Below are 20,290 nucleotides of genomic sequence, written 5' to 3'. Positions count from 1 at the left end.
CCCAGGCTCGGTGACTTTTCCTGGCCCTCGCAGTCGCGTCGTCGGATCAAGGGAATTTCCTGCTACCCGCTGCGCTCGGATGAGTCATAGAAGAAAACAACGAGTTCTCTATGACTGCCATGCCCCCTAAAGCCGAATCTCTTCACAAGAGCGACTTGGAAGGAGATCGCGCCAAATCGCTCTACCGTGCGCTGATGTGCGAACCGGACGCCGCCAGCCTGGAGGCCGCGCGTATCTACCTCAACGAGCAACTCGACGCAGCCCGGACGCTGCCAGGTGGCATGCCTGAAACTGCGGCAGAACTCGATGACTGGGTAGCGGCTAACGCCTCACAGGTGGCTGATGCCTACGCACGCTATCTGGAAGAGCGACGCGCGGGTGGGCCGCGACGATTCTTTAGCAACCGTGCCCACGCGCTGTATTTCATTCGGTCAGTGGCACCGACGAAACTCGTCGATGGCGCTTGGCTTTACAGCACGTTGAAGCGTACCAGTGACTGGCGGTACCACGGACTGATCCGCACATACCTCGAAGAGCTTGGCGATGGTGAGCCTTCACAGAACCATGTAGTGCTCTACCAGAAGCTGATTGCAGACCTGGGCTGTGACCCGGCCGATACCTTGACCGACGAGCACTACGTACAAGGTGCCATTCAATTGGCCCTGGCTCACCTGGGCGACGAATTCAATGCCGAAGTCATTGGGTTCAATCTGGGTTATGAACAGCTTCCGTTACACCTGCTGATCTCGTCGTTCGAACTGAACGAGCTCGGTATTGATCCCTACTACTTCACCCTGCACGTTACGATCGACAATGCCAGCACCGGTCACGCCCAGAAAGCGGTCAAGGCAGTGCGAGATCTGCTACCTGCCTTGGGCGGCGATGCATTCCTCGAACGTATTCGTGCAGGTTACCAGTTGAACGAACTGGGTAAGGGCAGCAACGCCGTGATCGCTGCGTTCGACCTCCATCAGGAAGTGGTCGACATGCTCGAACGTAAACGTACCTTCGGCCAGCATATGCATTCCGACTATTGCAAACTCGACGGTCGCACGGTGAACGAGTGGCTGTCCGAGCCCGGGCAGATGCCCGCCTTTCTAGAGACGCTGGAGCGACGGGGCTGGGTCAAGCGTGGCGAGGCGGCAGACCAGAGCCGCTTCTGGCGCCTGATCGAAGGTGAAGGCGCCGCGATGTTTGGTGTGTTCAGTGAATATGAGAAGCAGCTTCTTGAAGACTGGATTACGGCTGGACAGCCCGACGCGGACCGAAAGCCGAATCCGTTCCGCCTGAATTTCCGTCATCATCCACTCGCGTCGTCCCTGTGTGGCGATGAGACAATCACCCCGGAAGACGGCGCATTGATTCAGCAGGCCATGAGCGAATCGAACGGTTCGCCACTTGAGGCACTCGCACCGTTGCTTGCGCCCCATCTACACGCTTCGCCCGTAGGGCTGCATGCGACACGCACCTTCGCCAAGGCGTTTGCCAGCGAACCGGCACGCGGGGGCGTACGTTGACGACACAATTGCCTACCGCGCCAATCGATGCCTCCGCCAGCCTGGCAGCGCTTGGACGCTATCTAAAAGAACAGGGCTACCATTTCGTCACCCCTACCCCGCTGACCCACCAGCGCAACCTCGACAGAGACTTCCATCTGTCCCGCGACCTCAGGGACGCCTTCGGCTGGAATCGCCCATTTGACAGCTCGCTGATACCGGCGTCGTTATCTGATCCACTCTGGGAGCTGGGTTTCATTACGACCGAGGCAGATGGACGCTACCGATCACGTATCCGGTTTTCCTCACTCGGCGATAACCTTCTGGTGCACTCGGGCTTTCCGACCGATGCCAAGGACGCTGTCTTCTTTGGCCCCGACACCTACCGGTTCGTTGCAGCGATACAGCGCCATTTGGACAGCATCGATACCTCCAAACCACGTCGTGTCGTCGATATCTGCTCGGGCACTGGCGCGGGTGCGTTCGTGCTTGCAGGCGCGCTTCCAGATGCGGAAGTATGGGGAACGGACCTGAGCCAGAACGCCCTGTTATTCATGGCCGCCAATGCCGAAGTGGCGGGCCTCACCCGGGTGCATCGTCAAGAAAGCGATGTGCTGAAGGCACTTGAGGGCACGTTCGACCTGATCACTGCAAACCCACCGTACATGGCCGACGTTGGCAATCGAGCCTACCGCGATGGCGGGGATGACCTAGGTGCGAGCCTTTCCGTTCGCATCGCAAAAGAGGCGATCGAGCGTCTGGCCCCCGGAGGCACCCTGCTCCTCTATACCGGCACGGCGATCGTTGGCGGCCGGGATACTTTCCGTGCTGGCCTCGACTCTGTATTGCAAGCCGCGTCTGTAACCTACACCTATGCCGAACTCGATCCGGACGTGTTCGGTGAGGACCTCCTGGAACCGGCCTACGCCAGTGCCCATGTCGAGCGCATCGCAGTGGTGCTGTTGACGGTCACGCGCGCCCTCCAATAGCAGTCGCAGCTGAAATCTGCACCGTGCATGCGCTACAAAACGTTGCGCTGGCATGGTGCAAGTTTGTCACCTCACTACCCGATCGGAATGGGCGGCGCGGGCTCAAGGCCCGAAAACCGCCAGCGCCTCGCTCTGGCATCGATCATGCTTCGCTTCTGGCTAATTGGATACAAAAAGCCAGGTGAGCTATGCAAGGCGCATTTCATCACGATACCAAACCATCTTCCGCCGAGGACGAGGCCTACCGTTACGTGCTCGACGCGCTGCGCAGTGGCCAGTACGCGCCTGGTGATCGCCTGATCGCTGATGACATCGCCAGCCACGTCGGCGTCAGCCGGATGCCCGTGCGCAGTGCCTTCCAGCGATTAGCCGCCGAAGGTCTTGTAACGTTGAGACCCAATCGCGGCGCTATCGTGAAGGGACTCGATCTCGCTGACATGCAGGAGGTGTTCGAGATGCGCAGCGCGCTGGAGGGGCTTGCAATCCGTCTTGCCACGCCTCAGATGACGCCCCGTGCCCTGAACCGCCTCGAACGTTTGCTGGACGAACTGGATGAGTCCCAGGGCAACCCGGCGGAGTGGGTGACCCAACATCGCGCGTTTCATGAGTATCTATGCAGCCTGGCGAACCGTCCGCGGCTTCTAGGCCAGATCAGCGGCCTGTACGCACTAATCGAACCGTACATGCGGCTCTGGCTGACGCGTGCGGCCCCGCCCAGCTCAGCCCGCGATGAGCACCGCCTGATCCTGGACGCCTTACGTGCAGGCGACCCCGTTGCCGCCGAATCGGAACTGCAGGAACACATCGGGGGTACCGTCCCTGAGCTGTTCAAATTCATCGAAGCGAACCTTCGAACCGAGCCTCTGGCGCAGCACCGTCCCTTCGAATGAAGGGCTACTAGCCAGCGTATCCGCTCCACCCTCACTCACGCTTTGGAAGGTTCACCTCATGTTCACACGCATTGCCAGCCTTGCCGTTGTTGGAGTCGCCTTCACCTCGATGGCTCAAGCCGAAACAGGCGTAGTGCACGTATATAACTGGTCCGATTACATCGGCCCCACGACCTTGGCTGACTTTCAGAAGGCCAGTGGTTTGAAGGTCGCTTATGACGTGTTCGATACCAATGAAATGCTCGAGGCCAAACTCCTCTCGGGCCGCTCCGGCTATGACGTCGTCGTGCCGTCCAGCCAGTTCCTGACGAAGCAGATCCAGGCCCGGACCTATCAGCCGCTGCAGCGCGAGAAGCTTCCGCATTGGAAACATCTCGACGCCCGCCTCATGGAGCGCCTTGAGGCGGCTGATCCCGGTAACCGTTACGCAGTGCCTTACATGTGGGGAACCGTTGGTATCGGCTACAACGTCGAAAAAGTCCGAGCGGCGCTGGGCGAGAATGCTCCAGTCGACTCGTGGGATCTGGTCTTCAAGCCTGAAAATCTCGCCAAGCTGCACGGCTGCGGCGTTGCCTTTCTAGATGCTCCGGTCAAGATCATTCCCCAAGCCCTTCAGTACCTCGGCCTGGACCCGAACAGCACCAACCCTCAGGATTACGAAAAGGCGTCGGCGCTTCTCCAAACGCTGAGTTCTTCCGTCACCTACTTCCACTCGTCCCGCTATACCTCGGATCTCGCCAATGGTGATATCTGCGTGGCGATCGGCTACTCCGGCGACATCATGCAGGCTCAAAGCCGGGCGAACGATGCGGGCAAGGCAGTTGATATCCGTTACTCCATACCTCGGGAAGGGGCGAACCTCTGGTTCGATATGCTCGCCATCCCGCGCGATGCGTCGAACCCGGACGGCGCGCATGCGTTCATCGACTATCTGCTGCGCCCTGACGTGGTTGCTCGGATCAGCGACTATGTCGGCTATGCCAATCCCAACAAGGACGCCACCGCGCTTATGGATGCGTCCGTGCGTGAAAATCCGGGCATCTACCCGAGCGACGACGTACTGACCAACCTGTTCGTCTCGGCCGATCTGCCGGCCAAGATCCAGCGCGTCATCACACGCGAGTGGACCCGTATCAAAAGCGGCAACTGAGGCTTTTAGATGATTCGTTTTTCTGCCCACGAGTATCCCTACCCCTCACAGCGCCAAAGCGTGTTCGCCCGAAACGGCATGGTCGCCGCCTCACAGCCACTGGCCGCTGAAGCGGGCATCGCCATGCTACGCAGCGGGGGCAACGCTATCGATGCAGCCATTGCCACGGCCATCGCGCTGACGGTGGTCGAGCCGACAGGCTGCGCCATCGGCGGTGACGCCTTTGCGCTGGTCTGGGTGAACGGCACCCTGCATGGATTGGACGCGAGCGGTCATGCCCCACAGGCGCTATCCATCGACACGATGAAAGCCGCCGGCCATGAGCGCATGCCGGAATACGGCTGGGCGCCCGTGACGGTTCCAGGCTGCCCTTCGGCCTGGGCGGCCCTTTCAGAACGCTTCGGCAAGCTACCTTTCAGCGAGCTCTTCGAGCCTGCAATCGCACTCGCCCGCGAGGGGTTCCCGGTTTCGCCCGTCGTGGCGCACCAATGGCGGGAAGCGCAAACGGACTACGAAGCCAACCGCAAACCCGAATTGGCGGCCTGGTTCGACACCTTCCTTGTTAACGGAAAAGCCCCCACAGCAGGCCAGCTGTTTCGCAACCCTGACCAGGCGCGCACCTTTGAAGAATTGGCCACTACGCGTTGCGAGAGCTTCTACCGAGGCGCCTTGGCCGGGCGCATCGCCAGCCATTCCGAGGCCACCGGCGGCTACCTGTGCCCCGCAGATCTCGCAGGTTACCGTCCCAAATGGGTGAACCCGATCAAGCTCAACTATCGCGGCTACGACGTCTGGGAGATACCGCCCAGCGGCCAGGGGCTGATTGCCCTGATGACGCTGAATATCCTTCAAGGCTTCGACTTCGACCATCGCGACAGCCAACTCACGTGGCATCGTCAGCTCGAGGCCATGAAGCAGGCGTACGCCGATGGCTTTCACTACATCACGGACCCAGATCACATGCGCATCGCTGCGCAGGACCTGCTATCCGAACGTTACGGCGCTTACCGGCGCGGCCAGATCACGGATCTCGCCCAGGTACCCTTGCATGGCGATCCGCACGCCACCGGCACGGTCTACCTTGCTACCGCCGACAGTGAAGGAAACATGGTGTCCTTCATCCAGAGCGCGTATCACGGCTTCGGCTCCGGCGTAGTTGTGCCCGGTACTGGAATCGGGTTGCAGAACCGTGGCTCCGAGTTCAGCCTCGATCCTGACCATTCCAACTGCCTCAAGCCTGGCAAGAAGACTTTCCACACAATCATTCCAGGATTCATCAGCAAGGATGGAAATCCGATTGGGCCCTTCGGCGTGATGGGCGGCTACATGCAGCCGCAGGGCCATGTGCAGATGGTCATGAACCTGATCGATTTCGGTCTCAATCCGCAAGCCGCGCTTGATGCGCCGCGCTGGCAATGGCTGGGTGAGATGAAGGTCGGCATCGAGCAGGCGGCTTCACGTGACCTCGCCGCCGCCCTGAGCCGCCGCGGTCATCAAATCGAAATCGCTCATGACTCGACGCATTTCGGCCGAGGCCAGATCATCATCCGAGATCCAGAGACCGGTGTACTGTGTGGCGGCACCGAGCCGCGGGCGGATTCGCACATCGCCGTCTGCTGAACCCGTCGAGCGTTCCATGCCGGCGGATCCTGGAGAGCTCGCCTGGTCTTTTGCATACGACCGTTGGCGTGGATGGCTGAAGCCGTCCACGCCGCTACACGGGTTACATAACGCTACCGCTCCAGCTGCGAAGACAGCGGCTCACCTACGTTTGGCACGCACGAGAACATCGCTTGCCACGCGCTCCACGGCTGAACCAAAAGCCTTTCATCTACCGGAAACGCTTGTGTGAAACCTTTCACAAGTCGCCAAGTCTGAATGTGGCTCAGCAGTGTTTGCGGATTTGCGGAACAGAAGTCGCTATGAACAGAAAACGCCTGGCCTTGATGGCAGAAATGCTCGATGAAATTGCACGTGGCACATGGCGTGTATCCCGCATTGGATTTGCGCGGCAAGATGCGCGCATCCCCTCCTTCCTCCCCGACGTCTGGATCACCGGCTTGAATGAGCCGTTAGGGTCCGCCGCCTGTGCCATCGGCTATGCCTGCCTCGACTCGCGGTTCGAAGGCCTGCGGCTCGACAATATGGAACCCTGCACGCTCACCCCGCCTCGCCCTGGTCGATTTACCCGACGCTATGTACGGGGCTGGGACGCCGTGTGCACCTATTTTGATCTCGATCTCGAAACTGCCCAGTCCCTGTTCGGGCCGGACGGCAACCCCGCATCGCCGGGCATCGTACGTGACTGGGTGTTGGATTTGATCGATCGGCCACTTGCGAGCTGCCGTACCCCTGCCGCCAGCGCTGCCCCCCCCCACGACCCCATCGTGAAAGTTGGCTAGCCAACCGCAGCAGGCGCTACAAGCGCCTGCTGCGGCTTCAATGTAGGTCCGCTTTGTCGAGGCCATACAGCTTGTCCGCTGAGCCCGGCACTACCTGAAACGCCACGCTCAGCCTGTTCCAGCCGTTGATGGTGATGATCAGAAAGGACAGCTCGGCAATTTCGTGATCACTAAGCTGCGCACGGACTCGCTCGAACAGCGCATCTGGCACTCCGTGCGGATCGAGCCGAGTGAGCGCTTCGGTCCACTCGAGCGCCGCTCTTTCGCGCGGCGAGAAGAGCGTCGATTCCCTCCACACAGTCACGTGATGGAGACGCAACTCGCGCTCGCCACGGATCTTCGCCTCTTTCACGTGCATGTCGACACAGAAGGCACAGCCGTTCATCTGTGATGCACGCAGCGTTACCAGATGACCAACCTCGGCCAGGAACGGCTTGCGATGAAGCAGCGTGCTGAGCTCGATGTATTTGTTCGCGGCGTCCGCCGCCAGGGTGTAGTAATCCAAACGCTGGGACATGCTAGAGGCTCCTCGCTATTTATACGGCACCGCATTGGTGCCGCGTCGAAGAGCACTGTAGGCAACTCATGACCCAGGACGTAGGGCCAAAAAATGGATTTCGGACTGGGTCATGCCTGGCTTAAGCGCTCAGTCATGTATTAGACCCGGCATCTCGAAACCAAGCGCGTCCAACTGACTGAACAACGCTGCACGACGGGTTTCATCAAGCTCGACCAGCGGCGGCCGGAGCGAAGCCCAGCCACCATGTCCGCTGTAGCGCGCAGCAACGGCCTTCAGCGCCGGGATCATCGGGTAACCCTCGAACACCTGGCGGACGCGGACAAGCGCAGCCTGTTGATCGTCAGCATCCGCGCCCTCCCAATGCGCGGCGAGGTGCGCAATAGGACCGGGGTTCACGTTCGCTGTGGCACTGATACATCCCGCGCCGCCCGCTCGAAGCGTGTCGAGCAGGAAGGTGTCGCTTCCGGCGTATACCTGGAAACCGCCTGACCCAAAACGATCGATCATCGCCTGGGTATTGCTCCAGTCGCCTGAGCTGTCTTTGACGCCGACGATGTGCCCGGGATAGGCCGCAATCAGCCGTTCGATCAGTGCCAGGGATAGCGGCGTCTGAGAAACAGCAGGGATGTGATAGATATAAATCCGCAGTCTTGGATCGGCTACCGCTTCGATCACCTGGGCGTAATAGCGGAACAGGCCCTCGTCCGAGACGCCCTTGTAGTAGAACGGTGGCAACATGAGGACACCGGCGACATCGTATCCAACGGCATGCCGCGTCTGCTCGATGACATCAGGAAGCGCACAGGCGCCGGTTCCAGGCATGAGCCGTGAGGGTGGAATGCCGCCTTCGACGAGCGCATCGAGTGACTGCTTTTTCTCATCGACCGAAAGTGAATTGGCTTCAGAGTTCGTTCCGAACACAGCTAACCCGAGACCGTTATCGACAAGCCAGCGCGCGTGCCTGAGAAAGCGTTCGATGTCGGTATCACCGCGAGGGGTGAATGGCGTAATGACAGGTGACCAGACTCGCCCCGTGAAATGCCCCATGACTGACCTCTATTGTTTGCCGGCGTGTAGGCGCGCGGCTCTTGTTGTAGGAATGTCGAGCGAAATCGACTCTACCGGCTACAGGCTGTCCACGACAGCCTTCGGCGTGCTCTACCGGTAGGCCCCGGACAGCCGGCGCCGCCTCGGAACGTCGGATCCGACGAAGGGATGTGATGTCCGTCAAAATCCATAAAAATAGACTAATGTCCTAGTGCTATCATCTCGCTCCCCCATGCTGATAGCACTTACGTCATGTCGGAATTTGCCCTACAGGCCCTTCTTGTCGAGGATGAACCCTCGCTCTGTCGTCTGCTGGCGGATGTGCTCGAGGGTGAAGGCTTTCGGGTGAAGCGGTTTCAGACCGCTGATGACAGCTACCGCTTTCTGACGGCCGCCACAGATGCACCTGCGCTGGCTGTTTTCAACGTGACAATGCCCGGCAAACTGACTGGAATCGAGCTGGCGAGGCGTGCACTCGATCAATGGCCGGGGCTGCCGGTAGTCATGACATCCGGCTACGCGAACATGAAGAGTCTTGTTCCTGACGGAGCGCACTTCCTCGCCAAGCCTTGGACGTTGAAGCAATTCACCGAGCTCGTAAGGCAAATTGCCCCGATTCCAGCCATCGTGGCAACAGATATATCGGCATCCAGCCCCGTGGCCTTGGCAAGGCCAACCCTGTTCAGCCGAGTGAAACGCATGCTTTGGCCACGGCGCTCGGCTCGCTGAGTCGATGCGCAGAGTCAGCGTAACCGTCGCTTCTATCGATAGATCAGCTTTCCTTGAGCATTGCCGTCCACGCCTGACCGCCATTTGACGTGCCGCGCATCGTATTGCCCTCGACCTCACCTTCATAACGTGTGCCGTCTACGGTGAAGCTGATTTGCTTACCTGACAACTGCCCCTCGCTTATCGGGGTCTGGCTGTCGTCTTCATGAAGGCTGCCAGTAAGATTCTGGAACTCCTGGTTCAGAACCAGATGGCGATCGCCCATCGTCCAGCTTCCCTCGACCCTGGCCGGGACGATCCACATGTACACATGGCAGTAGGATGAGCAGTCCTTGGTAACCTGCGTGGTCTCATCCGGCTGCCAGTTATCCATCGTGAAAGAGTTTGCCACCACGCGCGTACCAGGCTGCATGCCCAGTATGGTGGGGCGCAGCCGTACGTTCAGCTCTGGTAGAAGAAACAGGGTAAGGACATTGGCTTCGGAAAAGTCCGTTTCGAAGATATCCGCTTCCTCGAATGTCGCACGATCCTGCACCCCTTCCTTCTCCGCGTTGCGTCGAGACAATTCAACCAGCTCCGGGTTGTACTCAATGCCGCGCGCAGTTGCCCCGCGCTTCGCTGCGGTGATTACCGTCCGGCCGTCGCCGGAGCCCAGATCGACAAGAACGTCTTCCTTGGTCAGCTTGGCCATGTCGAGCATCGTGTCGACAACGCTCTGGGACGTAGGCACCCAGACAACATCCTTCCCGACCTGTCCTACCTTCGGCGTGTACTCGGTACCCGACTGAGCCCACGCAAAGGTGGTGGATAAAGCGAGAAGTGAAGCGGCAAACACGGATCTACCTGCAATCGTCATGGCCATCGGGCGGCTCCCTCGTATCTGGATGTGATCGGCGTTTGGGTGGATCACGTGGCGCTACCAGAAGTTGCGGATCGCTCTGCAATGCAGGTTCGAGAAATGTAAGGGGATTTAACGCTGCTCGCCGCGCGCTGCGGCTGGGGTAAAGCAGGATGGCAATCAGGTCTGATGCCCGCTATAGCCGGTGGGAGCTTTCGCGAATGTTCTACAGCCCGATCTTCTCGTGTTTCAGTGATTAAGTGCTTCACCGATCGAGCCGCGGAAATGCTCGGCGGCTCGATCAGGCTCGGTCAGTCACGGCGCAACGTTATCATTCCAATGAATCGACGCCTTCGCCGTCATCCTTGTTCGTCGGATTGTCCGGCTTGACGGGTGAATGGCCCCAGTCCTGGGTCTGATCATCGTCCTTGAGATCCGCGTCTTTCGGCATTTGCGGTGTGTTGCCTGGCGTCTGATTCATATGTTTCACCTACTCATGTAGCGCTCTGGTCTACATGAGAGGCTTCAATATGGGGCCGCGTTCCGCGCGGCCCCGCCAACCGTCAGCTGCCGTCGCGCAACCTTCAATCGACCCTGAAGCGCCCGACGAGTTTTTGCTGATGCTCGGCCAGTCGCGCCAATTCAAGGCTGGTGGTCGCAGTCTGCTCGGCGCCGGCACTCAACTGGATCGCGACGTCATTGATCTGCACGACGTTGCGGTTGATGTCCTCGGCCACGGCGCTCTGCTCTTCCGCCGCCGTCGCGATTTGGATGTTGCGGTCATTGATACCCGCCACCCCTTCTGCGATCTCAGCCAGAAGGTCGCCCGCACGGCCGATATTGGCTGCCCCGGCCTGCGCCTTGTCGAGCGTATCCTGCATTGACTTCGCCGCCCGTTCGGAACCTGCCTGAAGCTTGGTGATCATGTCCTGGATGCTGCCGGTGGACTCCTGTGTCTTCTGCGCAAGCGTGCGGACCTCGGACGCCACCACAGCGAAGCCGCGCCCATGGTCGCCTGCCCGCGCTGCCTCGATCGCCGCGTTCAGGGCAAGCAGGTTGGTCTGCTCGGCGATCCCGCGAATCACATCAAGGACGGTCGAGATCGAGTCGCTTTCACGCTTCAGCTCGCTGATGATGGCTGCGGTCTGCTCGGCCTGACCGGACAGCGCGCGGATCACGTCGATGGTGCTCTGCACTTCCTGACGCCCTTGGCTCGCGTTCTCGTTCACGCGCTGGGACATTTCAGCTGCTGCGCTGGTGCTCTGAGCCACTTCCTTCACGGTCGCGCTCATTTCGTTGATGGCCGTCACAACCAACTCGGTACCCTGACGCTGCCGCTCGATACCCTGACTTGTCTCATTGGTGACGGCTGACGATTCTTCAGCGGCGGTGGCGACCTGCGTCGTGGCCATACCGATCTCGCGAACGATGTCCTTCAACTCGCGCGCCATGTTGTTAAGGTTGTGCGAGATCTTGCCGAATTCGTCGCTGCCCTCGTACTGCGCCTTGGCGGTCAGGTCGCGCGCGGAAAGCGACGCCAGCGCCACGTTTACTTCGCGCACGGCCACATTGATATTGCGGATGATCAGATAGGAGAGGATCACCACCGCACCCAGCGCCAGCACCACAACGGCAATTGTGCTCCACAGCGATACACTTGCAGATCCACGTGCATCACGGGCAAGTTCGCTGACGTAATTGCCCAGTTCCTCCTCGACCTCGCCCATAAGGTCGATCCGGTCCGTTGCGACCTTGAACCAGTCTTCACCCTTCACGCCCAACGAATCGCCGAGCTTGGTTTCGAATGCCAGCTTCTGCAGGCGAGCGACTTCCAGAGCGCTCGGCTGCTGCATCTTCTCGTCGAGATGGCGAACGATTGCCTCGTCACCGTTGCGGCGAAACCCGTCGGAGTAACCTGTGAATTCACCCAGATTACGGCTGAACTGCGACAAGAGCGGCGCGTCGAAGCGGTCTTGGTTGAAAACGACGCCCAGCAACGCACGTTCGCGGCCAGCGCGTTCCTTCATTTCGATGAACTGGTTGAGCGCGCCCAGACTGCGTGACAGCGAGGGGTTGTCGACACTGCGTTCCAGCTCATACGTATAGCCGATCAGCGTCTGGATCAGCGCCGTGTAACGCGCACCGGACTCACGGTTGTTGATGCTGAGCGCATCGATCTGTTGACGCGTTGCCGGCAGGCTGTCCAGCGCGGCTTTGGCCTTACCCAGCCCTGCAGAACCGTCGCTCGGCAGCGCACGGACGGCCGCTATCGCCTGGTCCGTTTGACTGCGCATATTGCCCAGCACATCGCGCATCGACTTGCCTTGGCTACCCAGAAATACGCCACTCGCCCCGCGCTCGCGCTGCGCCGTGGTGATCAAACGGCTGATGGCCTGGGCGTTGGAACTCGCCTGGACCGTGCGATCCATCTGCTGGAGAGTCTGGTAACTTTCGACGACCTGAATCGCCGCCATCCAGAGGAAGCCCAACAACGGGCACGCCAGGATGAGCATGAGCTTGTAGCTCAATGGGATGTTTCTGAGCACGGTATTCACCTTTCGGATCTGCCTCGTTTCCGTACGAGACAATCAATGGGGTACCCGGTGGCGTGCTTGTTGTGGAGACGCACGCTTACGGGCGGGGCGCATTCGGACTGCGGCACGCGAAGGTCTGAAGAGAGTTCGTTATATATGTCGGGAAGATGTCGGAAAGCTTTAGAGACCGTGCACACCGTTGGTGCGAAAAAAGCGACTGCGTGGTCACGGTGGGCAACGGGCGGTAAGCCGGGTCAGCCATCTACTGACCGGGCGTGACGTGATGCTCAATCGCTGACGCAGCAGCGTTCATTCAGCGCGGGATGAGCGTGCATGCGCATCACTTGCCTCCGCGTGCCATGACCGCCTCGCCTGGTGCCAGCCAGACGGACCAGACGCTTGCGTCCTGGCTGACCTGTAGCAGGTCGTAGCTTCTGATCATGTCCAGCAAGCCGGAGTGCCCATAGCTCTTGGGGGAGAAAGCCGGATCGGTTCGCTTGAGATATTGGCCCAGCATTCCCAAGTGCACCTTTCCGTCAGACGTCTCTGCTGCAAGAAGCGTAACGGCATCCACGATGAGAAGAGGGCGACGTTTGGCAGTTGCGGAAGGGTTGGCCTGGAGCGGCCGGGCTGCCTCTTGCTTGAGGGCCATAACTCGATCGGTGTTTGTTGACCTTAACGCGGCGGCCTCGATAGCGACAGGCGAAGAACCGCCCAGTGCAGGCCTCTGCTTCCACATAAAGAAATGATCACTGGCATTGCGCAGCGCCGCCGGCGTTTTTTCTTCTCCAACGATATAGACGGTCGCCCCACGCTCGCGGAGCTTTCGGCAGAGGTAAGCGAAGTCTGAATCACTGGTGACCAGGCAGAAGATATCGGCACGTTGATCGAACAAGGCCTCGAGCGCATCCAGCGCCAGCGCAATGTCGGCCGTATTCTTGCCGGCGGCGTACTGGTACTGGAGGCACGGTGTAAAGGCCAGGTCGACCAGGGCCTCCTGCCACTTGTTGGCCAATGTCGCGTGGTTGCCGTAGCCCCTTCGCAAAACGACACGCCCAAACTGGGCTACCACCTTGAGGGCATGCTCAAGCACTTCAGGGGTTACGTTGTCGCAGTCGACCAGAACCGCGACCTTTTGCTCGTTCACCGCTGTTTGCACTGCGTCCATGACTGATTCCGTCCGTGGAATACGACTGGCTTCGTATATATACGAAGCCAGATCATCCAGCACGCACATTTCGGTGAAAGTGGGTGTGGGCGCTTCTATTAGGACAAGGCAGGGCACTTCACCCTTACGAGCAGAGCCCTGCGCAATGGACTTTGTCCGCAGTCCGCTGCCCGGCTTGCATCGGTGGCTTTTTCAAGCGTCAGAGCACAACGACGTGCGGATCGCCTGGTGCCCCCACCGCCCCCAACCTACGCCTGTCGCGGCTGACCATTCGACGCGGAGAGGCCGCCGTCCACCGGCAGGTTCACGCCGTTGACGAAGCGCGCATCGTTGCTCGCGAGGAATGCAATGACGTCCGCCACTTCTTCAGCTTCCGCCGCACGCCCCAGTGGAATGCGTTCGCGAAACTGCGCCATCAACTCGTCATTGCCCAGCATGTCTTCAGTCAGCTCGCTGCGCGTAACGCTCGGGCATACCGCGTTGACACGTACTCCCTCCTCACCGAAATCCATTGCCAGCGCGCGGGTGAAATTCGTGACTGCGCCTTTCGCTGCGTTATAGATGCTCATGCCCCAGTCGCCGCCCAGACCCGAGACGGATGAGACATTCACAATCGACCCTTTCCGCTTGATCAATTCGGGGAGCGCGCTGCGGCTGCAGTAGAAGACGCCATCCAGATCGGTCGACATGACCTTCTGCCAATCGGCAAGATCCACTTCAGTGATCTTGCCTTCGCTGACGGTCCCTGCGTTGTTCACCAGTACATCAAGGCGGCCATACTTGGCGACGACGTCGGCGACGAGGCGCTCAACGGCCTCAGGGTCGGAGACGTCGGCTGGCCTGACGTATACGCGATCAGCCGGCAAAGCCTCAGCCACGCGCTGCAGTTTCTCTTCGGTTCGGCCTACCAGAACCACGTTCGCCCCTTCGGACGCGAAGCGCTTGGCCGTTGCAGCACCAATACCAGAACCCGCACCTGTTACCAGTACGACTTTATCCGCGAATCGACTCATGTTTCCTCCACTGTACGAAGTGATCGCTTCAGTAGAAGGAATGCTGAAAGGCGAAGTTCCTGAATCGATTGACCTCACCGCCAATCGGGCAGTCGATGCTCCGCCCTGTACTCGACTCAGCGGCGGCCCGCGATGAACTGCTCCTTAGCCGCATGAAGCACAGCATCGAAGGATTCGCCTTCGCCAACGAGCGACGCGCCTACACCGCCGGTCTTGTGATCGACTGGCTTTGGAAGCGCCGGCTCGATGGCCTTCCACAAACGCCCGGCAAGCTCTCCCAATTCGCTCGCCGCTCGGGTGCGTGCGAGAACCGCGAAAGCGGTCGGACCGACACGGCCCAGCACGTCGCCGTCGCGAATCGCACCCCGCAGGCGCTTCGCCGCGTCACGTAGTTCATCGTCAGGGATCGCAGCCAGCCTGCCAGAATGTCCGGTCGCAGCGAGATACACGAGACCTAGTGGGCTGCGGCTGGGTCCGCGATTACGTAGGCTCTCGTACAACCGCTCGATTCCGGCGCGGTTCCATATCTGTAGGACCGGGTCCAAAAGACCCCGGCGATCGGTCCCAACCAGGGCCTTGTGCTCGGCCTTCACCGGCTGGCTGCGAGCGCTGATCTGAATGTAACCTTCGGCTAGTTTCGCCAGGTCTTTCAGGGTTGCGCGGTCGCGTTCATCGAGCTCACGAGGTCGCGGGTCGATGAGACAAAGTGTCCCGATCGGCGCGCCCGCGTGGCAAATGGGGTGCCCGGCATAGAAGCGGATCCCCGGTGGCCCGATGACCAAGGGGTTATCGACAAAGCGTGGGTCCGCACCGGTGTCGGCGATTACCAGCGTGTCCGACTGAAGGATGGCGTGCGCGCAGAAGGACGCGCTGCGAGGCGTTTCGCACGCGTCCAAACCAACCCGCGACTTGAACCATTGTCGATCCTTGTCTACTAGGCTGATCAGTACCGTTTCGACATCGAAGAGGCGTTTTGCCATGTCGACAAGCGTATCGAGATAAGGGTCTGCTGGCGTGTCGAGCAGGTGCGAACGCTCGAGCGACTTGAGCCGACGGCGTTCTTCTGGATGCAGTGCAGCGGGGATCATTTCCCGTTTTCTCCCTGAAACGGTGCGGGGTGGGCTGAGAGTATGCCATTGCTACACGGATTAAACGTTCAAACCGACCGCGGCATCGCCGCATCGCGGTCGGCAAGGCCACGAAGAGGTGCGAATGGCCACTGTCCTAGCGGGCGAGCCGCACTGACGTCCATTCGCTGGACGCTTCAGCGCTTCGGCAGACGTCATGTCATCGAGAGGTCGATACTCGATCGTGCCTGGCAGACTGACAGCTTAGCCCTTGCGTTTTGACGCTCCAACATGGGCCAGTAGCACTTCAGCCGTTTCTGCAGAGGACGCCGGATTCTGTCCGGTGATCAACAAGCCGTCGGTCACAACGTACGATTTCCAATCGCTACCTTTGCTGTAGTCGCCACCGAGCGCCTTGAGCTCATCCTCGACCAGGAACGGAACCACTTCGATAAGGCCGACGCCCGCTTCTTCTGAATTACTGAAACCGGTGACGCGCTTGCCTTCGACCAGTGAGCGCCCATCTGCACGTTTCACACGGCGCAAGACACCTGGCGCGTGGCATACGAGCGCGACCGGCTTGCCCGCCGCTACGAACGATTCAAGCAAAGCGATCGAGTGGTCATCTTCTGCCAGATCCCACAGCGGCCCATGCCCGCCCGGATAGAAGACGGTATCGAAATCACTCGCCGACACGCTGTCCAGGCGCTCTGTGGTAGCCAACTGGGCCATCGCCTTGGCATCGCCCTCGAACCGGCGGGTGTGTTCAGTCTGTGCATCGTCGGCGCTACTGGCTGGATCAAGGGGCGGCTGGCCGCCCTGCGGCGAGGCAAGGACGATATCGGCACCGGCATCCTTGAAGACGTAATAAGGCGCAGCAAGCTCCTCGAGCCAGAAACCGGTCTTGCGTCCTGTAGTACCAAGTTGAGCGTGCGAGGTCAGAACCATGAGGACTTTCATGCTATCTCCAGAGCAAGGGTTACCAGAACTAGACCGGTCGTCTTGCGAAAAGATCAAAAACCCGTGGTTCGGTGGAATGCGTTTTATGCAGAGATATGAAGCGTCTGGCGGGTAACGACGAGGGCCGTATCGAACGGCTGCATGCTACGCATGATCTTGGCCATGACACTTGCCCCGAGCCACAGCTGATAAAGCGACTGTGCAATGTCGGTCGGCTGTCCATTGATAGCAAGCGACCCTTCCGCCACACCGGCCTCGATGGCACGGGCCAAACGCCCGATGACCCCAGCGGCCCCGTCATCCAGGGCCAGGCGCATCGCCTCGGACAAATCAGCGACTTCCGCGCCGAGCTTGACGGCCAGGCATTTCCCTTGGCATTCGGAGTAGGACTGATTCTCCCGCCAACTCTGCCAATAACGCATCAGCCGCTCAGCCATGGTCAACCCCGGCGTCGCCAGGATCGTATCGGTGTCGGCAAAGTAAGCCTCGAAGTAGGCCCTGAGCATCGCCTCGCCGAAGGCGTCCTTCGATCCAAAATAGTGGTAGAACGACACCTTGGGCACGCCAGCGGCGGTCAGGATTTCGCTCAAGCCGACGGCCGAAAAGCCTTTGCGCGCCATGATTTGCTGGCCAATCAGCAGGATATGAGCGCGGACGTCGTTGGGTTTGGGCGATGCGGGCATTTTCATGGCGGTGCAAATTATCACCGCCTTTTGCGCCCGTCGAGCGACGATCCATTCGACGCTCTTTCGGCGTGTTGATCATCTCGGTGCTGGCGGCAGGGCTTGCGCAAATCGGTGCAAGCGAGCCGACCAAGCGCATCATCACGGGCGCCGTGATTGTCGTGGCCGTAATCCTCGATACATACCGTAGCTACCGCGCCAAGCGGCAAGCCTGACCGCTCATGGCCACTATCAAGGACGTCGCCGCCCGCGCGGGTATCTCCTATACCACGGTGTCCCACGTGGTTAATGGGACGCGCCCTGTCAGCGAGGCCGTGCGAAGCACGGTCGAGGCGGCTATCGCCGAGCTGGGCTACGTGCCCAGCGGCGTCGCACGTTCCCTCAAGGCGCGCTCCACTGGCACTCTCGGGCTGCTAGTCCCGAATGCCAGCAACCCGTACTTCGCTGAACTAGCGCGTGGCATTGAAGACCACGCCGAACGCAACGGCTACAGCGTGATCCTGTGCAATTCGGACGACGATACGGACAAGCAACTGCACTATCTGCGTGTGTTGCTGGAGCGCCGGATCGATGGACTGATCGTCGCCACTGTGGACAGCGATGCAGCGTTCGCGCGCGCATTGGCAGCGGTCCGAGTCCCCCTCATGTTCGTCGACCGCGCTTTGGACGGCGTACGAGCCGACTGTGTACAGGTGGGCCACGAACAGGGGCGGCTACTTGGCCACTCGGCATTTGCTTGGCTTGGGGCACCGACGTATAGCGTGCATCGGAGGGCCCTCAAACACGTAGGTCGCGCAGCTGCGCGCTGCTGGCTACCATCGCGCGCTGGATGAGGCGCAGGTCATGCCCATGCCCGTCGCGGACTGCGCGTTTACCAGCCCTGCCGGTCATGCAGCCGCACGCGTATTACTGGAAGGTGACGACGTTCCGACAGCCATCTTTGCGGGCAACGACATGATCGCGCTAGGTGTTCTGCGTGCCGCCTTCGAACATGGCATTCGGGTACCCGATGAGCTATCCGTCGTCGGTTTCGACGACATCGAAGTCAGCCGTTATCTCTACCCAGCGCTCACCACGGTAGGCCAATCCGTCGGCCAACTGGGCGAGCGTGCGGCAAGGCGATTGCTGGAACGAATTCGAAACCCGGCGCTTGGTGCCGAACACCAGCGGGTCGAACCTGCCCTGGTACTGCGTGAATCCAGCGCACCCCCGGGATGAACACCTTCGGGACCATTAGCGTTCCGAGCGAGACGAAGGAAGTAGAACGATGCACGCCGATGTCGTGATTGTAGGCAGCTTGAACATGGATCTGATCGTGCGTACCCCTCGCCTGCCGTTTGGTGGCGAGACGCTCGCGGGCCATGGCTTCAGCACAGCACCCGGTGGCAAAGGTGCCAACCAGGCCGTCGCCGTTGCACGGCTGGGTGCGCGGGCCGCCATGATCGGATGCGTGGGTGACGACGCCTACGGCGCCGCACTACGTCAGGGCCTCGTGGCTGAGGGAATCGATTGCTCGGCAGTAACCACAGTTGCCGGCGTATCGACCGGCATCGCATCGATCCTGGTGGACGACGATGGCCAGAACGCCATAGTCATTGCAGCCGGGGCCAACGGTGAAATGAGCCCGGACCGGTTGGAAGCCCATGATGAACTGCTGGCGTCGGCGAGCGTCGTCATTGCTCAATTGGAGGTCCCGCCCCCTACGGTGGAAGCGACCCTCGCACGCGCGCATGAGCATGGCCGAACCGTCATTCTCAACCCTGCTCCTGCGACCGGCCCGCTGCCAAGTGCCTGGTACCGCCTTATCGATTTCATCATCCCAAACGAGAGCGAGGCGGCATTGCTGACAGGCGTTACGGTCAACTCGCCCGAAACGGCGCTCGTTGCCGCGAAGCGGCTGCTCGAGGCGGGTGTCAAACGTGTGCTGATTACGCTAGGGCACCAAGGCGTACTCTATGCTGATCAGGCCGGGCACGCGCATTACCCCGTACAACCCGTGAATGCGATCGACACTACCGCGGCAGGCGACACATTCGTCGGGGGCTTCGCTGCCGCTCTGGCAAATGGAGAGACACTGCAGAGCGCCATTTCGCTTGGCCAGCAGGCCGCCGCGCTTGCCGTGACGCGCCCGGGTGCACAGCCCTCAATTCCCTATCGTCACGAGCTGACCGTATGAAAAAGACACCGCTGCTCAACGCTGCACTATCCGCTGCAATTGCCCGCCTCGGCCACGGTGACGTCATCGTCATCGGCGACGCCGGCATGCCTATTCCACCCGGCACACCCTGCATTGACCTGGCGCTTACTCAGGGCGTCCCCGACTTCGCCACGACCGTGCGCGTCGTTCTGGCCGAGATGAAGGTGGAATCTCACGTCATTGCCGAAGAAACCTTCGACGGTGCCCCACCCGGCCTTGCCGCCATTGAAGAACTAAATGCTACTGGCGCCCTGGGGGAACGCCGCACCGTGAGCCACTCGGCGCTCAAGGCCATGTGCAAGGACGCACGCGTTCAAATCAGGACCGGTGAATGCCAGCCCTATAGCAACATTGCGTTGGTCGCGGGTGTGACGTTTTGATTGGCCGACTTGGGAGAACACTCAAGGAGGCGGACTGGCTTCAATGAACAAGCGGGCCCGACCGCTGATACCCACAAGCTAACGCTATTGAACGTCGAGACCCGCCGAACTCTTGATCGGAACGATCTTGAGGGTCGAAGTCACGCGAAAAGATGAATACTCACCCAGATAGCTCCGTCTTTAGCCGCGCCCAAATTCATCCCCAATGCAGGCGCACAAAACAGGGA

19 protein-coding genes and 3 pseudogenes are annotated in these 20,290 nt (G+C 60.2%); 11 read left to right on the top strand and 11 right to left on the bottom strand.

Annotation, left to right across the window (positions count from 1 at the left end; translation table 11 throughout):
• Positions 1 to 110: 110 nt before the first annotated feature.
• The 6 genes from ACY8D3_RS06535 to ACY8D3_RS06510 all read left to right on the top strand — a co-directional run bounded on the left by ACY8D3_RS06535 (position 111) and on the right by ACY8D3_RS06510 (position 6,927).
• Positions 111 to 1,517: an iron-containing redox enzyme family protein gene (locus ACY8D3_RS06535; RefSeq protein WP_462382677.1), complete on the top strand. Its 1,407-nt coding sequence runs from the start codon at positions 111 to 113 to the stop codon at positions 1,515 to 1,517.
• Positions 1,514 to 2,485, top strand: coding sequence for a methyltransferase (locus tag ACY8D3_RS06530; protein WP_462382675.1), 972 nt, complete (start codon positions 1,514 to 1,516; stop codon positions 2,483 to 2,485). Before ACY8D3_RS06535 ends, ACY8D3_RS06530 begins: the two co-directional genes overlap by 4 nt.
• Before the next feature lie 188 nt (positions 2,486 to 2,673).
• Positions 2,674 to 3,375 carry a GntR family transcriptional regulator gene (locus ACY8D3_RS06525; protein ID WP_462382673.1) on the top strand — a complete coding sequence of 234 codons (702 nt, stop codon included), beginning with the start codon at positions 2,674 to 2,676 and terminating at the stop codon, positions 3,373 to 3,375.
• Between the two features lie 58 nt (positions 3,376 to 3,433).
• Positions 3,434 to 4,525, top strand: a complete 1,092-nt coding sequence (locus ACY8D3_RS06520; protein WP_462382671.1) for a polyamine ABC transporter substrate-binding protein — start codon at positions 3,434 to 3,436, stop codon at positions 4,523 to 4,525.
• 9 nt (positions 4,526 to 4,534) lie between these two features.
• Positions 4,535 to 6,145, top strand: a complete 1,611-nt coding sequence (locus tag ACY8D3_RS06515) for a gamma-glutamyltransferase family protein (protein WP_462382669.1) — start codon at positions 4,535 to 4,537, stop codon at positions 6,143 to 6,145.
• A 302-nt stretch (positions 6,146 to 6,447) separates the two neighbouring features.
• Positions 6,448 to 6,927, top strand: coding sequence for a hypothetical protein (locus ACY8D3_RS06510; protein ID WP_462382667.1), 480 nt, complete (start codon positions 6,448 to 6,450; stop codon positions 6,925 to 6,927).
• Between the two features lie 37 nt (positions 6,928 to 6,964).
• Here the strand turns inward: ACY8D3_RS06510 and ACY8D3_RS06505 are convergent, their stop codons facing one another.
• The gene (locus tag ACY8D3_RS06505; RefSeq protein WP_462382665.1) at positions 6,965 to 7,444 is read right to left on the bottom strand and encodes a carboxymuconolactone decarboxylase family protein; all 480 of its coding nucleotides are present in this window, start codon (positions 7,442 to 7,444) and stop codon (positions 6,965 to 6,967) included.
• A 129-nt stretch (positions 7,445 to 7,573) separates the two neighbouring features.
• Positions 7,574 to 8,494 carry a dihydrodipicolinate synthase family protein gene (locus ACY8D3_RS06500; RefSeq protein WP_462382663.1) on the bottom strand — a complete coding sequence of 307 codons (921 nt, stop codon included), beginning with the start codon at positions 8,492 to 8,494 and terminating at the stop codon, positions 7,574 to 7,576.
• 252 nt (positions 8,495 to 8,746) lie between these two features.
• Between ACY8D3_RS06500 and ACY8D3_RS06495 the strand changes: the two genes are divergently transcribed.
• Positions 8,747 to 9,223 carry a response regulator gene (locus ACY8D3_RS06495; protein WP_462382661.1) on the top strand — a complete coding sequence of 159 codons (477 nt, stop codon included), beginning with the start codon at positions 8,747 to 8,749 and terminating at the stop codon, positions 9,221 to 9,223.
• 43 nt (positions 9,224 to 9,266) lie between these two features.
• Here ACY8D3_RS06495 and ACY8D3_RS06490 read toward each other — a convergent pair whose 3' ends face one another.
• The 9 genes and pseudogenes from ACY8D3_RS06490 to ACY8D3_RS06450 all read right to left on the bottom strand — a co-directional run bounded on the left by ACY8D3_RS06490 (position 9,267) and on the right by ACY8D3_RS06450 (position 17,492).
• The gene (locus tag ACY8D3_RS06490; RefSeq protein WP_462382659.1) at positions 9,267 to 10,085 is read right to left on the bottom strand and encodes an SAM-dependent methyltransferase; all 819 of its coding nucleotides are present in this window, start codon (positions 10,083 to 10,085) and stop codon (positions 9,267 to 9,269) included.
• Between the two features lie 307 nt (positions 10,086 to 10,392).
• Positions 10,393 to 10,542: a hypothetical protein gene (locus ACY8D3_RS06485; protein ID WP_462382657.1), complete on the bottom strand. Its 150-nt coding sequence runs from the start codon at positions 10,540 to 10,542 to the stop codon at positions 10,393 to 10,395.
• Between the two features lie 103 nt (positions 10,543 to 10,645).
• Entirely contained in the window at positions 10,646 to 11,353 is a 708-nt protein-coding gene (locus ACY8D3_RS06480; protein ID WP_462384273.1) for a methyl-accepting chemotaxis protein, read from the bottom strand.
• Between the two features lie 201 nt (positions 11,354 to 11,554).
• A pseudogene (locus tag ACY8D3_RS06475) lies at positions 11,555 to 12,490 on the bottom strand (nitrate- and nitrite sensing domain-containing protein); the annotation flags it as partial.
• Positions 12,491 to 12,935: 445 nt separating this feature from the next.
• The gene (locus ACY8D3_RS06470; protein WP_462382655.1) at positions 12,936 to 13,763 is read right to left on the bottom strand and encodes an NYN domain-containing protein; all 828 of its coding nucleotides are present in this window, start codon (positions 13,761 to 13,763) and stop codon (positions 12,936 to 12,938) included.
• A gap of 248 nt (positions 13,764 to 14,011) precedes the next feature.
• Entirely contained in the window at positions 14,012 to 14,776 is a 765-nt protein-coding gene (gene budC, locus ACY8D3_RS06465; protein ID WP_462382653.1) for a meso-2,3-butanediol dehydrogenase, read from the bottom strand.
• A gap of 116 nt (positions 14,777 to 14,892) precedes the next feature.
• Positions 14,893 to 15,864: a GAF domain-containing protein gene (locus ACY8D3_RS06460; protein ID WP_462382651.1), complete on the bottom strand. Its 972-nt coding sequence runs from the start codon at positions 15,862 to 15,864 to the stop codon at positions 14,893 to 14,895.
• 243 nt (positions 15,865 to 16,107) lie between these two features.
• The gene (locus tag ACY8D3_RS06455; protein ID WP_462382649.1) at positions 16,108 to 16,803 is read right to left on the bottom strand and encodes a type 1 glutamine amidotransferase domain-containing protein; all 696 of its coding nucleotides are present in this window, start codon (positions 16,801 to 16,803) and stop codon (positions 16,108 to 16,110) included.
• 83 nt (positions 16,804 to 16,886) lie between these two features.
• On the bottom strand, positions 16,887 to 17,492 hold the full coding sequence (locus tag ACY8D3_RS06450; RefSeq protein WP_462382647.1) for a TetR/AcrR family transcriptional regulator: 606 nt from the start codon (positions 17,490 to 17,492) through the stop codon (positions 16,887 to 16,889).
• Between the two features lie 49 nt (positions 17,493 to 17,541).
• Between ACY8D3_RS06450 and ACY8D3_RS06445 the strand changes: the two are divergent.
• The 4 genes and pseudogenes from ACY8D3_RS06445 to rbsD all read left to right on the top strand — a co-directional run.
• A pseudogene (locus tag ACY8D3_RS06445) lies at positions 17,542 to 17,701 on the top strand (ABC transporter permease); the annotation flags it as partial.
• A gap of 6 nt (positions 17,702 to 17,707) precedes the next feature.
• Positions 17,708 to 18,704: pseudogene (locus tag ACY8D3_RS06440) on the top strand (LacI family DNA-binding transcriptional regulator).
• 49 nt (positions 18,705 to 18,753) lie between these two features.
• Positions 18,754 to 19,662, top strand: a complete 909-nt coding sequence (gene rbsK / locus ACY8D3_RS06435; protein ID WP_462382645.1) for a ribokinase — start codon at positions 18,754 to 18,756, stop codon at positions 19,660 to 19,662.
• Positions 19,659 to 20,063 carry a D-ribose pyranase gene (gene rbsD / locus ACY8D3_RS06430; RefSeq protein ID WP_462382643.1) on the top strand — a complete coding sequence of 135 codons (405 nt, stop codon included), beginning with the start codon at positions 19,659 to 19,661 and terminating at the stop codon, positions 20,061 to 20,063. The genes rbsK and rbsD overlap by 4 nt, the downstream gene beginning before the upstream one ends.
• Positions 20,064 to 20,290: the final 227 nt, after the last annotated feature.

It is taken from the genome of Pseudomonas sp. Marseille-QA0892 (assembly GCF_054950135.1).
This window is presented reverse-complemented; position numbering and strand designations above follow the sequence as displayed.